This window comes from Corallococcus sp. AB030 (assembly GCF_003668965.1).
GTDB lineage: Bacteria > Myxococcota > Myxococcia > Myxococcales > Myxococcaceae > Corallococcus > Corallococcus exiguus.
Genome location: NZ_RAWQ01000242.1, coordinates 1 through 14,972 on the forward strand (window position 1 = coordinate 1; position 14,972 = coordinate 14,972).

Annotated in this window: 10 protein-coding genes; 4 read left to right on the plus strand and 6 right to left on the minus strand. The window is 71.6% G+C overall.

Annotation, left to right across the window (positions count from 1 at the left end):
* Positions 1–1,036, minus strand: a 1,036-nt coding sequence (locus D7Y15_RS37690) for a lysophospholipid acyltransferase family protein (protein ID WP_121755588.1), incomplete at its 3' end; no start/stop codon positions are given.
* A gap of 213 nt (positions 1,037–1,249) precedes the next feature.
* Here D7Y15_RS37690 and D7Y15_RS37695 point away from each other — a divergent pair.
* Positions 1,250–3,175, plus strand: coding sequence for a S8 family serine peptidase (locus tag D7Y15_RS37695; RefSeq protein WP_121755589.1), 1,926 nt, complete (start codon positions 1,250–1,252; stop codon positions 3,173–3,175).
* Positions 3,176–3,281: 106 nt separating this feature from the next.
* Here the strand turns inward: D7Y15_RS37695 and D7Y15_RS37700 are convergent, their stop codons facing one another.
* Together D7Y15_RS37700 and D7Y15_RS37705 are read right to left on the minus strand one after the other, a co-directional pair.
* Positions 3,282–4,031 carry an anti-sigma factor gene (locus D7Y15_RS37700; protein ID WP_121755590.1) on the minus strand — a complete coding sequence of 250 codons (750 nt, stop codon included), beginning with the start codon at positions 4,029–4,031 and terminating at the stop codon, positions 3,282–3,284.
* Positions 4,028–4,657 carry an RNA polymerase sigma factor gene (locus tag D7Y15_RS37705; protein WP_120598584.1) on the minus strand — a complete coding sequence of 210 codons (630 nt, stop codon included), beginning with the start codon at positions 4,655–4,657 and terminating at the stop codon, positions 4,028–4,030. Before D7Y15_RS37705 ends, D7Y15_RS37700 begins: the two co-directional genes overlap by 4 nt.
* Before the next feature lie 129 nt (positions 4,658–4,786).
* On the opposite strand from D7Y15_RS37705, the gene D7Y15_RS37710 reads away from it, so the two are divergent.
* The 3 genes from D7Y15_RS37710 to D7Y15_RS37720 are packed head-to-tail and all read left to right on the plus strand — an operon-like array spanning position 4,787 to position 7,921.
* Positions 4,787–6,043, plus strand: a complete 1,257-nt coding sequence (locus tag D7Y15_RS37710) for a hypothetical protein (RefSeq protein ID WP_121755591.1) — start codon at positions 4,787–4,789, stop codon at positions 6,041–6,043.
* Between the two features lie 7 nt (positions 6,044–6,050).
* Positions 6,051–6,803, plus strand: a complete 753-nt coding sequence (locus D7Y15_RS37715) for a hypothetical protein (RefSeq protein ID WP_121755592.1) — start codon at positions 6,051–6,053, stop codon at positions 6,801–6,803.
* The gene (locus D7Y15_RS37720) at positions 6,800–7,921 is read left to right on the plus strand and encodes an Ig domain-containing protein (RefSeq protein WP_121755593.1); all 1,122 of its coding nucleotides are present in this window, start codon (positions 6,800–6,802) and stop codon (positions 7,919–7,921) included. Before D7Y15_RS37715 ends, D7Y15_RS37720 begins: the two co-directional genes overlap by 4 nt.
* 10 nt (positions 7,922–7,931) lie before the next feature.
* Here the strand turns inward: D7Y15_RS37720 and D7Y15_RS37725 are convergent, their stop codons facing one another.
* The 3 genes from D7Y15_RS37725 to D7Y15_RS37735 form a co-directional block, all read right to left on the minus strand.
* Positions 7,932–8,462, minus strand: coding sequence for a hypothetical protein (locus tag D7Y15_RS37725; protein ID WP_120580388.1), 531 nt, complete (start codon positions 8,460–8,462; stop codon positions 7,932–7,934).
* Between the two features lie 16 nt (positions 8,463–8,478).
* Entirely contained in the window at positions 8,479–11,547 is a 3,069-nt protein-coding gene (locus D7Y15_RS37730) for a POTRA domain-containing protein (protein WP_121755594.1), read from the minus strand.
* Positions 11,548–11,561: 14 nt separating this feature from the next.
* Positions 11,562–14,972 (minus strand): translocation/assembly module TamB domain-containing protein (locus D7Y15_RS37735; protein WP_148712969.1); only part of this gene is annotated, 3,411 nt, incomplete at its 5' end.

Genomic DNA, 14,972 nt, shown 5'->3' on the forward strand with positions numbered 1-14,972 from the left:
CCACCACCGCGGTGAGGAACTTCACCGTGGCCTGGATGTCCAGCTCCGCCCGCCGCGCCGCCATCCGGGGCAACGGATAGGGCAGCGCGAACACCGCCAGCCCCAGCGCGAACAGCGGCAGCCCGAACACCAGCCGCGCCAGCGTCTTCACCGCGAACGGCACCACGTTGCCCGGGCGGTACTCCACGGACAGGTCCTCCGGCCGCGCGGCCTGCACCAGCGCCATCCGGCTGCCGAACGAGGACAGGTGCTGGCGCAGGCGCTCGTAGCGCTCCGGCTCCTGCGTCCGGAACAGCCGCACGCCGCGCGCCCACAGCCGCAGCCGCTCCGCGTCCAGCGCGCCACCCTGGCGGAAGGCATAGAGCTGCTCCGCCACCTGCACCACCGGCAGGTCCGCCCACTGCTCCAGGTTCAGCGTCACCGAGCGCAGCCCCTCCGCCACCCGCTCCGTCAGCGCGCGCACCGAGTCCTGCTCCGACGCCGCGTCCTTCGGCAGGAAGGCCTGCACGTCGATGGGCGCTCCCTGGTCGATGAGCACCTCGCTGCGGAAGACGTTCTTCTCCGCGTAGGTGAGCCCCACCGGGACGATGCGCACCGGGGCGCCCTCGCGCGCGGCGTTGAGCGCGATGCGCGCCGCCCCCGTCTTCAGCTCCGCCAGCTCCGGCTCCGAGTGGCTCTTGCCCTCCGGAAAGATGGTGATGGCCCGCCCCTGCACGAGCGCGCCCTTCGCCGCATCCAGCGTGCCCTCGTTGCGCCCCATCTGCGTCGGGTCGTCCTGCTTGCGATACACCGGCAGCGCGTTCAATCCCTTCAACAGCCAGCCGATGACGGGCAGCTTGAACAGCGGCGCCTTGGCCATGAACGTCACCTGGCGCCGCGTGAGGATGAACACCAACGCCGGGTCGATGAGCCCGTTCGGATGGTTGCCCACGAAGAGCACCGGCCCAGAGGGCGCTTCGCCCGGGGCATTCACCTTCACCCGGTAGAAGAGCCGCAACGCCAGCGCCACCACCGCCCGCACACACGCGTAGAACACGCCGCGGACTGTATACCGGCGACCCACCCCGGGCCCGCCCTCGCTCCGGACACTGTCACCGACAGGGGTGGGAAAGACCCCCTTCCCCGACAGCTCACGGATTCAGCCACTACAGAACAATCCGGTACGGCGGGGATCCACGGGAACGCGCCCCCGACACACCCCTTTTGTGCGGACTTTGAAAAGCCGCGACACACCCGGGGAGCGCACCACATGAAGCGATTGCTGTCGCTGGGCTGGGCCGCCGCCACCGCCGCCGTCCTGGGGTGTGGCGCGAGCACCCCGCAGGAAGAGTGCTCGAAGGCGGAAGGGGCACCCGCTGTCGCGTCGTCCTCGCGGTCCATCGTCACGGCCGCGGCCGCGACGCCCAGCGCCTGCAACGCGCTCTATGCGTCCAGCGCGACACAGGCGGCGCTTGCCCAGGCGGTGGTGGACCCGGCACTGCACACGGACGGTTCGGTGCGCACGCTCATCCTGTCCTTCAACACCGCGAACGCGACGGGCGGCGTGCTCAACCTGGACGCCGTGCTGGGCGGCCTGACGCGCACGCTGGGCGGGCTGACGCAGGGGCTGGGCCTGGGCAACGTCCTGGCGCTCAAGTCGCTGCCCATGGTGGCGCTGAAGGTCCCGGTGACGCCGAAGCTCATCGCCACCTTGCGCCAGGAGCTCCAGCCGCTGGGCCTGCTGTCCATCTACGAGGACAAGCCGCTCCAGTACTTCCTGGACACCAGCGTGCCGTACATCCACGCGGACACCGCGCGCACCGCGTATGAGACGACTGGCGCGGGCATCGGCGTGGGCGTCATCGACTCCGGCCTGGACGGCACGCACGGCGACTTCCCCAACGTGGCGCGCAACGTGAAGGTCGTCGCGCCCCCGCTGGACCTGGGCATTGGCGGCGCGCTGTACGTGGACACGCCCAACAGCGACCTGACCAGCGGCCACGGCACGCACTGCGCCAGCATCATCGCCGGCTCGGGCGCGCGCTCCGGTGGAAGGCACCAGGGCGTGGCCCCCGGAGCGAAGCTGCTGGGCGTGGGCACCGGCGACGCGCTGAGCATCCTGTTCGCGCTGGAAGGCTTCGACTTCCTCATGGACCCCGACGTCCGCGAGACGCACAACGTGCGCGTCATCTCCAACTCGTGGGGCACCAGCGGCAGCCACTTCGCGCCGCTCGACCCCATCTCCATCGCGACGAAGCGCGCCTACGACCTGGGTATGGTGGTGGTGTTCGCGGCGGGCAACGAGGGCTCCGACCCCGACACGCTCAACCCGTACAGCGCCTCGCCGTGCGCCATCTCCGTCGCGGCCGGCACGTCGCGTGACACCACCGCGGCCACCAACCCGCTGCTCAGCCAGGACGCGCCGGGCGAGCTGGCGTCCTTCTCCAGCCGGGGCATCCCGGGCGATGCGCTCCACCACCCGGACATCACGCTGCCGGGCGTGAACATCGTGGCGGCGCGCGCGCTCACCGGCGCCATCATGCAGCCGTACCTGGGCCTGGACCTGCTGCACCCGGAGCCGTTCTACGCGGCCAGCTCCGGCACCTCCATGGCCGCGCCGCACATGGCCGGCGTCGCCGCGCTGCTCTTGGAGGTGAACCCCGCCCTCGACATGGACGGCGTGCTCGCGGCGGTGCAGGCCACCGCGCGGCCCATGTACACGAAGGACGCGGCGGGCAACACGCGCCAGCTGGAGACGTGGGAGGTGGGCGCGGGCTACGCGGACGTGTACGCGGCGACGAAGCTCGTGAACGACGCCGTGGGCATCCGCTACACCACGCAGACCACCGCCCTGCCCTCCTGGACGGGCACGGTGAAGACGAGCATCAACCTTCCCATCCTGGATCTGTCCCTGAGGGCCGCGCAGCACGAGCACTCGCTCACCGTGCCCGCGGGAGCCACCGCCCTGCGCATCAAGACGGCCTGGGGCAACCCGGCCTACGACCTGGACCTGTATGTCTTTGGCCCCAACGGGGAGCTCGTCGCGACCAGCGCCGAGGGCACCTCCACCGGTGAGGCCGTCACCATTTCGAACCCACCCGCCGGCACGTGGCGCGTTCAGCTCAAGGGCTCCCTGAACGTGGCCACGCAGTACACCGGCACCGCGGAAGTGGATCGCCGTGTCCCGCGTCCGTAGTCACTCACGGACCCCACAAGGTACGGCAGTCCCCGCCCCTCTCCCGTGCCTGCACGGGAGGGGGGTTGTTCGTTCGTGGGGTTGGATGAGGTGACGCGGAGACGGATCAGCGCGGCTTGAGCGTGACCTGCGTGTCCGCGACGGTGCGGCCCTGCGCGTCGGTGAAGTGCGCGCGCACCGGCACGGGGCCCGTCAGCCATCCCCCCTGCACGGGCGTGCTGAAGGGCAGCGTGACATCCACGCCCGCTGCGACCTCCGGGGCCGGGCCCTCGCTCGGGAAGAAGCGCAGCGGCTCGCCTTCCTTTGGCAGCCCCTCCAGCGACAGGCGCACGCGCTCCGGCGCGGTGTAGCTGAACTGCACCGCGTTGCCCTCCGCGCACGTCAGCGTCCCACCGGGCCTGGCCTCCGCCAGCACCGTGCCCTCGGGCGAGATGCAGAAGGCGCGCACGCCCCAGGCCCCTTCGCCTGGAGCGGACGAACGCGCCTGCCACTCCGGCACGTCCTGCCCGGAGCGATCCATCGACGGCGTCACGACGAGCAGCGCCACGGTCGCGGCGGCGGCGCTCAGCGCCAGGGGCATGAAGAGCGGAGACGCGAACCACTTCCTGCGCGCGGGGGCGGGCTGAAGCCTGGCGAACAACGCCTGTTCCAGGAGCGCGCTCCTGCTCCGGGGCAGCGCCCGCTGCTCCAGCACCGACTCCACGCGCGACAGCCGCGTGTACGTCTCCTGACAGTCGGGACAGGTGGCCAGGTGCGCGCGCAGGCGCTCGAAGCCGTCCGCGTCCAGCCCGTCGCGGCCCTTCTCGAAGAGCGCGGCCATGGCCTGCTTCGCCCGGCGGTCGTCACACCCGCTCATCGCGCACCCCGGCGCTTGAAGAAGCTCCAGCCCTGCGTCTCCAGGTCCTGGAGGTACCCCTTCGACTGGAGGAACCCCAGCAACCGGGACTTCACCCCGAACTCACGCCGCCGCACCTGGATGCGCGTGAGGCCCAACGCCGTGGCGGCCTCCTCCTGGGGCAGGCCCTCGCTGAAGCGCAGCTCGAACAGCTGTTGCTCTTCACGTGACAGGCCGCCCTTGAACGCCGCGAGCAGCGCCTCCACCTCGCGGTCCTCCAACAGCTCGTCCAGCCCGCCCTCCTCGGAGGAGGCTTCGGTGAGCCCTTCGAAGGCCTCGTCGCGGCCCACCAGCTCGCGCTCGCGCGACTGCTCCAGCAGCACGTTGCGCGCGATGCCCATCAGGAAGTGGGCATAGGGACGCGTGCCGTTGTAGGCAGCGCGCGTGCGCGGCTCGAAGGCGCGCGCGAAGGTCTCCAACAGCGTGTTCTCCAGCTCCATCGCGTTCCTTAGACGGGTGAAGGCTCCCCGCCATGCGGCCGCCTTGAGCAGACGAGCGAGCGGCTCCGCGTGCGCGCGATACACCTCCGCCAGCACCGCTGGGGTGCCTTCGCGAAAGCGGCGCAGCGTGTCGTCATCCCACTCCATCCCTCAGGGGCTTACCGCGACCGTTATGGTCCCGTCATCCGTATGTTGTCGCGAGCGGCGCCGAGTGGATTGTCGGTTGCGCCCCGTGGCATCCTTTCGCACAGCGCATCGCGCAAACCCCTGATGCATATGTCCTCTCACAGGCCGCTGGTCCTGGGTGTTCTCCTACTCCTGGCGGGAAGCGCCGCGAGCGCTACGCCGGAGCAGGTGCACTACGCCCTCATCGTGGCCAGCAACACGGGCACCGAGCCATCCCAGGCGCCCCTGCGCTACGCGGACGATGACGGCGCCCGGTACTACGAACTGTTCGCGCCCCGCTCGCGCGAGGTGGTGCTGCTGAGCGTGCTGGACGCGGAGACGCAGGCCCTGCACCCGGGGCTCGCCGCGAAGACGCGCCCGCCCACGCACCCCGCGCTGGGGGCCGCGCTCGCCCGCCTGAACGCCCGCATGGCGGAGGACCGGGCGAAGGGCTCCATGCCCGTGCTGACGTTCGTGTTCGTGGGCCATGGCAAGCGCGGCGCCGCGGGCGAAGGCGCCGTGAGCCTGCTGGACGGGCCACTGACGCGCACGGAGCTGTACGAGCGCGTGGTCGCGCCCAGCAAGGCGTCCTTCCTGCAACTCATCGTGGACGCGTGTGATTCGTACTTCTTCGTCCACTCGCGCGGCGCGCTGCCGGTGGGCCCCGCGTACGTGGATGCTGTGAAGGGGATCCTGGGCAACCGCGAGCTGGCGCGCTTCCCGCAGGTGGGCGTGGTGCTGTCCACGGCCTCGGAGCAGGAGAGCCAGGAGTGGAGCGCCATCCGCTCGGGCGTCTTCAGTCACATGGTGCGCTCGGCGCTGTCGGGCGCGGGGGACGTCAACGGGGACGGCAAGGTGGACTACGCGGAGCTGCGGGCCTTCGTGGCCGCCGCGAGCCAGGGCACGGACGACGTGCGGGGCCAGCCGAACGTGTTCATCCAGCCGCCCGCGCTGAACCGCGCGTTCGCGCTGACGGACCTGGGAGACGCCGCGTCGCTGGGCTACCTGATGGTGCCCACGGGACTGGCGGGCCGGCTGTGGGTGGAGGACTCGCGCGGCATCCGCGTGGTGGAGCTGCACAAGGAGCGCGAGCGTCCGCTGGTGGTGGCCCTGCCCTTGGGGCGCGGTTACTACCTGCGCGGCAGCGGCCGGGAGGCGCCGTTCGCCATCAGCCGCGCGTCGGAGGTGGTGGACGCGGGCGGCCTGCCCTGGCACGACGCCAGCGTGGCGGCCCGGGGCGCCGTGCAGGACGTGATGCGCGACAAGCTCTTCTCCGTGCCCTTCGGGCCGCGCTTCTACCGGGGCTACATGGCAAGCCTCGGCATCACGCCGTCGTCGGACGAAGCCGACGCCGTGCTGGTGCCCTGAGCCTGCCATGAGCCTGCCCGCATCCCTGCTGTTGATGCTGCTGCGCGTGTCAGCGCCGTGCGACGCGAACACGCGCGTGGTGCTCATGCCCTTCGAAAGATTGGCCCTGCCGTCCGCGGATGCGCGTGAACTGGAGGACGCCACGCGGCGCGCGGTGGCCGCGTTGCCGGAGGCGTGCCTGGAGTCGCGCGAGGACACGGTGGCGCGGCTGCGTGGGTCTGGCGCGGCGCTGACGGCGTGTGGCGACGCGGCGTGCCGGAGCGCGCAGGCCTCGGCGCTGGGCGTGCGCAGGCTGGTGCGGGGCGTGGCGCTGGGCGTGGGAGGCAAGCGCAGCGTGGCGCTCACGGTGACGGACGCGCGGGGCCCGGAGACGCGAGCGCAGTTCGAGGCCCCGGCCACGATGCCCGGAGAAGCGGACGCGCGGGCGCGGCAGGCGATTGCGCAGGTGTGGTCGCCCCTGGTGACGACGCAGGCGGCGCGGGAGCCCCAGGGCTCGCGCGTGCTGCCCAAGGTGTTGTGGGGCGTGGGCGGCGCGGCGCTCCTCGCGGGCGTGGGCTTCGGGCTGGCGGCACGGCGCACGGAGTCGAAGCTGTCGAAGAATGGTGGTGATTGCGCCACGGCCGGTGAGGGGTTCGCGGACTGCATCACGGCGCAGCTGGAAACGGGCCGCCGCCAGGCGCGGACGTCCAACGTGCTGCTGGGCGCGGGCGCGCTGCTCGGCGTCGGTGGAACGGTGTCCTTCATCTGGGAGCTGCCGTGAGGAAACTGTTCGCCGCGCTGACGGGTGCCTTCGTCCTCACGATGGGGGCGTGCACGTTCGCACCGGACCTGTCGCGCTTCGCCATGTGCGACACGGCCGGCGGCTGCCCCTCCGGCACGTCGTGCCTCACTTCGGAGAACCGCTGTCTGCCGGCCTGTGGCGAGGGGGGTTCCTGCGACGACGACCCCAAGCCCGTGGACCCTCCGGACGCGGGCACGGAGCAGGATGGAGGCACGGAGTCGGACGCGGGCGCCGGGGATGCCGGCGCGACGGACGCGGGGGAACCGGACGCGGGGCAAACAGACGCGGGAAGCAATGACGCGGGCCCCGCCGCGCTCGCGCTGGAGTCCCTCCTGACGGAGGCTGTCGAGTCCACTCCCTATTCAGGCCAGCTCCAGGCGCGGGGCGGCACCCCGCCGTACACGTTCGAGGCCACCGGCCCGCTTCCCGCGGGCATCCTGCTCGACACCGAGGGCCGCGTCACCGGCGCGCCCACGCAGGCGGGGGAGCAGGTCCTCCCGGTGCAGGTGACCGACCTGAGCACCCCGACGAAGCGCGCCAGCGGAAGCCTCACCCTGCGCGTCCGTCCGCTGCTGCGGGTCGCGGGGCCGGAGCCGCTGGCGGACGCCCTCATCAATCGCGCCTATACCGAGCGCGTCTCCGCCACGGGAGGCAAGGGGCCATACACCTTCGCCCTCGATCCAGAACAGGCGCTGCCGTCGGGGCTGACGCTCGCGTCGAACGGCCTCATCACCGGCACCCCGGCCCAGTCCGGGAAGAGGACGTTCGCGGTGGTCGTGACGGACAGCGACACCCCGCCCCAGTCCACCACCAGCACGCTCTCCATCACCGTCACGAGCGCTCCCGGCACCGTCACCCTGCTGTCGAAGGCCGTGCCCATGGGCCGCGTGGGCTCCGACTACAGCTACACCGTGCGCGCCAGCGGCACGGGCAACTGGAGCGTGAAGAGCGGAGCACTGCCACCCGGCATCCTCCTGGACACGAAGGACGGCATCCTCTCCGGCAAGCCCACGACCCAGGGCGACTTCACCTTCCGGCTCGGCGTGGGGGACCTGCTCTTCTCCGACGAGCGGTCCTACACCCTGCACGTCGACTGACGCGCGGGCCTCACGGGTAGCGGTCCACCACCTGGATGACGCCCGTGTTGTCCTGCACCACGGAGAAGCCCTTCATGGGGCTGGGATACGCGATGAGCCCTTCGCCGTCCCGGTCCCAGCGCGTGTCCAGCAGCACGCCGCAGAAGGGCACGGACGTGGCGCCGCTCTCCGGGGTGAAGATGCGATCGTACCGGCCGAACACGCGGTGCTTCGTCACGTAGAGCCGCCCGCCGATGCGCGCTCCCGGCAGCTTCGCCTCCCCTTCCGCCTGCGGCAGCGCGATGACGAAGCTGTAGTTGTACCGGGCCGGACCCGGGTGGTCCTGGATGCTGTCCACGATGACGGGGATGCGGTCCCCTACCTTCAGCCCCAGCCGCTCCATCTGGAGCTGCGCGCCGCGAGGACAGGTGCCCTCCGGCGGCATCCACGCGGGACGCGGCGCCTTCTGGGCCGTGTCCGGTCCGTGCTGACACGCGAGCGCGAACAATCCCAGCAGGCCCAGGCCCCAGGCCACTTCACGGCGCGCACGGCGGGTTCGCATGGGCAAGGGCCTCCGGTCAGAACGTCCCGATGCTGAAGTGGAACTGCGTGGGCGCCTCGTTGAGCGCTTCGTCGCGGTCCAGGTTGAAGCCCACGTCGAAGGCCAGCGGCCCCACGGGCGTCACGTAGCGCAGGCCCACGCCCGCCGCGTAGCGCAGCACGCCCGGGTCGAACAGCGTGCGGTCCTGCCACAGGTTGCCCGCTTCGAAGAAGAGCCCCAGGTCCACCGAGGCGATGGCCGGCACGCGCAGCTCCGCCTTGGCCAGCGTGAAGAGCTCGCCGCCCTGGCTCGCGGGCACCTGTCCGGCGAGCACCGCCTTCAGGTCGTCCGGGCAGCCCGCGGGGGAAATCACGGCGCGGCACGCGGCCAGCCGCTGGTGCAGCACCTCGCGCACGTCCTGCGGCAGCACGCCGTCCTCGCGGAAGCCCCGGAGGCTGGAGGAGCCGCCCAGGTAGAACAGCTTGGACCCGATGTTCTGCGCCCCCTGCGTCAGCGGCACGATGGTGCCCGCGCGCGCGCTCACCGCCACGCTCGCGCGGCGGCCCAGCGGCGCGTACGCGCTCACGCTGCCGGACAGCTTCACGCCGTCGATGGGGAACTCCGGCACGCGGTTGCCCGCGACGTCCGTGGGGTGGACGCTGATGCCGCGCATGAACTCCACGCTGCTGCTGAGCACCATGCCGCGCCGCGGGTTCGCCGGGTCGTCGCGGAAGTCCAACGTCATGGACGGGCGCAGCGAGTGCAGCGCGAAGTCGCCGTACGGGTAGCGCAGGCGCTCCTGGTCCGCGCGGTTGATGAGCTCCAGCACGCCTCCGCGCGAGCGCAGCCGGTTGTTCTCCAGTTCGTACTGGAGCGACACGTTCACCCACGACGCCAGCGCCCAGTCCGCGCCCAGCACCGCCGCGAACCGCGTGGACAGGTACGACGGCCGGTGCACGCGCTCGCCAATCAGGTCCAACCGCGCGCCAATCTCCTGCGGCGCCAGGAAGGACAGCCGGGGCTGGGACAGCGCCAGGTTGCCGCGCCCGCCCAGGCCGCTGAAGCCATCCAGGTCGGAGGTACACACCTCGCCGGACAGCTCTCCCGTGGAGCACCCGGCCGGAAGCCGCGAGGACGACAGCGCCTCCGCGCTCGCGCCCGCGTAGTTCACCTTGCCGCGAGCCAGGAGGTTGAGCCCCCGGCCATCCAGGTTGCGCCACGCCGTGTCCAGCGTGATGCGAGGACCGTCCACCAGGAAGTAGCCGCCAGACACCTCGCCGTCGATGCGCGGGCGCTCCTGCACCGTCACCAGCACGTCCTTGGAAGCCTCGCGGCGGTTGGGGTCCGCCAGCGACACCTCCGCCTGGCGGAACAGCCCCAGCCGCGACAGCCGGCGCTGCGCCTCCGCCAAGGCCTCCACCGACAGCGGGGCGCCGGGCTTCAGGTCCAGCTGCGCCAGCACCACGTCCGGATCCGAGCGCGTCAGCCCCTGGAGCAGCACCTGCCCCACGCGCACGCGAGGCCCCGCGTCCGTGCGGTAGGTCACCTGCGCGGAGGTGCCGTTCTCCTCCACCGATACCGAGTTGCTCACGTGCGCGAAGAAATAGCCCTCGCGGCCCAGTCCCCGCTCCAGCGCGGCCTGCGCCTGGTCGACCTTCTCGAAGCTCAGCGGCGTCCCCACGGGCAGGAGCAGGTTCACCCAGACGGGATCCACCTCCAGCGGGATGCCCAGGAAGATGGGCGCGCGGATCAACGCCTGGGGCCCCTCCTCCACGTCGAAGTCCGCGTCCACCGTGTGATGGACCCGGTCCAGCGTGAGGCCCCGGAAGGTCACCTGCGCGGACGCGAAGCCCTGCTCGCGGTAGGCCGTCGTCATCGCGTCCGCGGCCTCCAGCCACGTGTCCTCCACGTAGACCGTGGACGGGTCTGGCGGAGACATCACGCGCGTGTCGTTGCGGCGATCGCGGCCCTCCGTCTCCAGCGGGTCCTCGCGCATGGGCAGGTCCAGCTCCGGCCACGTCTCCAGCGCCGCCACCTGGTTGGTGAGCATGGAGCGAAGCACGTCGGAGGACAGCGCCGCGTTGCCGTGGAAGCGCACGTCCGTCACGCGCAGCGGAGCGCCCTCGTCCACCTGGAAGCCCAGCACCGCCGCTTCGCCGTCCGGCCGGATGACCTCCAGCGACCGCACGCGCGCGTCGTGGAAGCCGCGCCGCCGGTAGAACGCCTCCAGCCGCCGCGCGAGCCGCGCCGCCACGGTCTCGTCCATCGCCTCCTCGCCGTCGTAGGCCACCACGCGCGCCAGCAACGAGTCCGGGAAGCGGCGGTTGCCCGTGAAGCGCAGGTGGAACGCGGGCCCCGCGGACACCGGCACCGCCACGGACGCCTCGCTGTCCTCCACGATGACGGTGGGCGTACCCACCCAGGCCCGCCAGTGCTGACCTTCGCGCAAGAGCACGCGCAGCCGCTCCAGGCCACCGTCCAGCTTCGCCCGGTCGAAGACCTCCCCAGGCTTCATCCCCAGCGCCTCCACCAGGCGCGGCAGCGGCAGCGCGGGACTGCCGGAGAAGGTCACCTGGCGCACGCGGGTGGGCTTGCCCTCCGCCACCACCAGCGTCACCGCCACGCCGCCCGCGGGCACCGGCCGCTCCTCCACCTGGATGTCGACGGCGTCGTAGCCCTTGCGCTGGTAGGCCTCGCGCACGGCGTCCGCCGCGGTGTCCAGCTCCTCCGGATCCAACGGCCCGCCCTGGAGCAGCCCACTCGCCTCCAGCAGCTCCCCGGACGTGAGGACCTGGTTGCCCCGCACCGCCACGTGCGACAGCAGCGGCAGCGGCGTGAGCTTGAACACCAGCCGCACGCCCCCCGGTACCTCCTGCGTTAACGCCACCACGTCCGCGAAGCGACCCGTGGCGAACAGCTGCTCCACCGACTTGCGCACCGCGCCCGGCGTCAGCGCCTGGCCCTTGCGCAGGGTGACGAGGCCCGAAAGCCCGTCCGGCGCCATGCCCTCCGGCAGGTGCAGCTCCACGGCCACCACTTCCGGAGCGTCATCGTCGTGGCCCACGGGCGCGGCGAAGGCCGGCAGCGCGCACACGAGGAGCAGCACCGCGGCCAGCGCGGCTACTCGACCTCCCAGCCCAGCTTCAGCTCGAGCCCGAGGTTTCCGAACGACGCCTGGCTGTTCTCGTTGTCCCACTGGGCCTGTGCGGAAAGACGGTCGTCGAAGCGGTACTCAGCGCGTGCCCGGGTGCCTCGCCCACTCACTGGCTGGGTCATCCCGATTTTAAGCTGCTCGGACAGGAACTTCGACTCAAGTTGTGCGGTCGGCTCCGCTTGCCGGGTGGCGTCGTTGTAGGTGGTGGAGATCTGCAGGGACAAGTCCCTGAGAACGGGGTTGCTGGGCAGGAACCGGCGCACCTGCCGGTCCAGTCCTGACACGTTGAAGAGGGCCTCCGCCGCCAGACCGTAGCTCGCCGACGCGGCCGTGTCCTTGTCCGCGCTCGTCACACCCAGTGTCAGCAGCGACAGGATGTCACCCTCCGTGAGCACCGGCTCCGAGGACAGCACCACCAGCGGATTGGCCGGCCGGCCGAACGCATGCAGCTTCACCACGAACTCGCGCACGGACGTCTGCGCCTGGACCTCGAACACCGGGTCGATGCCGGACGCGTCGCGGAACTCCAGCTGCCCCTGGTCGATGGTGAAGAGGTTGTTGCGGAAGAACGCCTGGCTGCCCTCGGCCGCCTCCACGCGGCCCAGCAGCCCCGGCTTCACGTCCGTGCCGGTCAGCCGCACGTCGCCCAACAGCCGCGCCTTCGCCAGGTTGTTGTCCACGCGCACGTCGCCGAAGTGCACGTTGACGTCCCAGGTGAAGAAGGGGTCCCTCGCGCGCTCGCCCCCTCCGCCCACGGCGAGGTTCGGCTTCTTCTGCATCGTCTTGAGCAGCGCTTCGATGTCGAGCGGCTTCTGGTAGCGCAGCTTGATGATGTCCAGCCCACCCGTGACGGTGGGCCCCGTGGGCGGACCCACCACCTGCAACAGGCCGGACACGGTGAGCGGCAGGTCCTCCGTCATCCGGTACGGCACGGCATCCAGTTGCAGCGTCAGCGCCAGCCGCTTGGGCACGAAGCGCTCCAGCCGGATGTCGCCGCGCGCGGACACCTGGCCTTCGTTGACCTGGGCCTGCAGGTGCTCCAGCAGCACGCGCTGGCCCGTCATCTCCAGGCGGCCGGACATGCCTCGCACGGTGAGCGGCAGGTCGCGCATGGACAGGCGCACGTCGGACAGCTCCGCGGTGCCCACCACCGATGGCGCGTCCATCGATCCGGTGGCCTCCGCGTCCACGCGCAGCTGGCCGCCCACGCGCTCCATGCCGGGCAACAGCGGCTCCAGGAGCCGCACGTCCATGCGCCCCTCGCGCAGGCTCATGTTGATGGCGCGCCGGCTCATCCAGCCGCCCAACGTGAAGTCCACCGACGCGCCGCTGAAGCGGAAGGGCTGCACGTCCAGCCGGTTGTTGATGTACGTCAGCACGATGGGTCCCTGGTTGCGTCCGCGCAGGTCGCCCCGCGCGAGCGACAGCTCCCGCACGGTCGCCCCCACCGTGTAGCCCTCCGGCTGCAACAGCGGGCCCTGCAGCGTCACGCGCCCCGCGAGCATGCCGGTGACGCCCGCCAACGCCGGCACCTGCGGCAGCAGCGGCCTGATTTCAGGCAGCAGCAGGTCGACGGTGGAGTCGAAGAGGTAGGGCTCCTTCACCGTCATGTTCAGGTAGCCCTGCGCGTCGCGGAACGGGCGGCCGGTGATGCGCAGCTGCTTGCCCTCCTGGCGCAGCGCGAGGTCCATGGCGCCCAGGTCGCGCGACGCGAAGGTGATGCGCGGGCCCTTCAGCGTGGCCTGGATGTCGGGCTTGTCCGCCGAACCCGCCACGGTGCCCGCGAGCGCGAGCGTGCCCTGGATGCCCATCTCCTCCGCGGTCTCCTGCCCCACGGCCTCCGCGAGCGACAGGTTCTCTCCGCCGAAGCGGTAGTCCAGCGCGCCCGCGGTGAAGCCGAACGAGCCCTCCACCCAGGTGCGCCCCAGCCGGCCGTCCAGCACGGTGCGCTCCAGCACCATCTCCTTGCCGTCCACGAAGCGCAGCCGCGCGGAGCCCGCGCCCAGCCGGCGGCCCAGGTACGTGGTGTCGCGCAGGTCGAAGGCCACCAGTCCCTCCAGCTTCTCCAGGGGACTGTCGATTTCGACGCGCCCGGAAGCCGCGCCCGCGAACTGGCCCTGCACCACGGCGATGGACGGACTCAAGCCCGCCACCAGGTCCACCAGGTCCTCGGTGCGGCCCTGCGGCACCGTCACATCCAGGCGCAGGTGCAGCAGGCGCGCGAAGGTGAGCTTCGCGTTGCCGAAGTACTGCGTGCGCCCCTTCTGGCCGGTGAGCGACGGGAAGGACAGCAGCCCGTTCGAGTACGACAACTTCGCCTGCGTCACGCCCAGGCCGAAGCCCCAGAAGGTGAAGTCGCGCAGGGACAGGCTCGCGTCCACCTTCACGTCCGAGTACGGCCCCACGATGGAGTAGTTCGCGGAGCCCTTCCCGGACCACGGCAACTCCGCGATGTGGCCGAAGTCCGACAGCTCCAGCTCGCCGTTGCCCTGGATGTCCAGGCCGCGCGCGGTGTCGAAGTAGAGCGTCACGTCGCCGTGCACGCGCGAGCGGCCGGACTCCACCGTGAGGCGGCTGAAGGACACGCGGTCCCCCGACAGCTTCACGGCCGTCTGCGCGCGGCCCCGCTCGAAGGTGAGCAGCGTCTTGCCCGCGCTGACCGGCGCGTCGAACGCGCGCGTGGCCAGCACGAAGCGGCCGCTGCGCAGGTCCAACGGCCCGGACAACGACGGCCGGGGCAGCAGCGTCCCGGTGAGGTGCGCGTTCGCCGTCGCGGGGAAGTCCACCCAGGAGCCCGCCACGCCCGCGCGCTCCAGGATGCGCCCGAAGGACGCGTCCTCCGTCTGGAGCGTCACGTCCACGGGCAGCTCCGGCGTGAGCTTCAACGCGCCTGACAGCTTCACCTTGCCGGAGCCCAGCGGGGCCTCCAGCGACTCCACGCGCACGCGGTCCCCCGCGTACGACAGGCGCGCGTTGAGGCTCACCGGACCGTACTGCTCATAGGCCAGGTTGCTCGCGGACAGGTCCGCGCCCACCGCGAGCGCGGAAGGCTTCCCGGTGATGGACAGGCGCGTCCACAGGTGCCCGGTGGCCGGACGCGGCAACAGCTTCGCCTGCGACAGCGTGCGCAGCGGCAGGAACACCTGCGCGTCCAGCGCGAGCACCGGATGACACAGCGTCTCCACGCGGCCGGACACCGTGGCGGTGATGTCGTCGAGCGTCACCTCCGCGCGCTCCACGTCCAGCAGCCCTTCGTCCGGATCCAACGCGCCGGTGAAGCCCAGCTGCCCCAGCGTCAGCTCGCCGCCGCCCGCGCCCAGGCGCACCAGGCCCCGCCGCGCGCCCACCTCCAGCTCCATCACGCCCCAGTGCTCCAC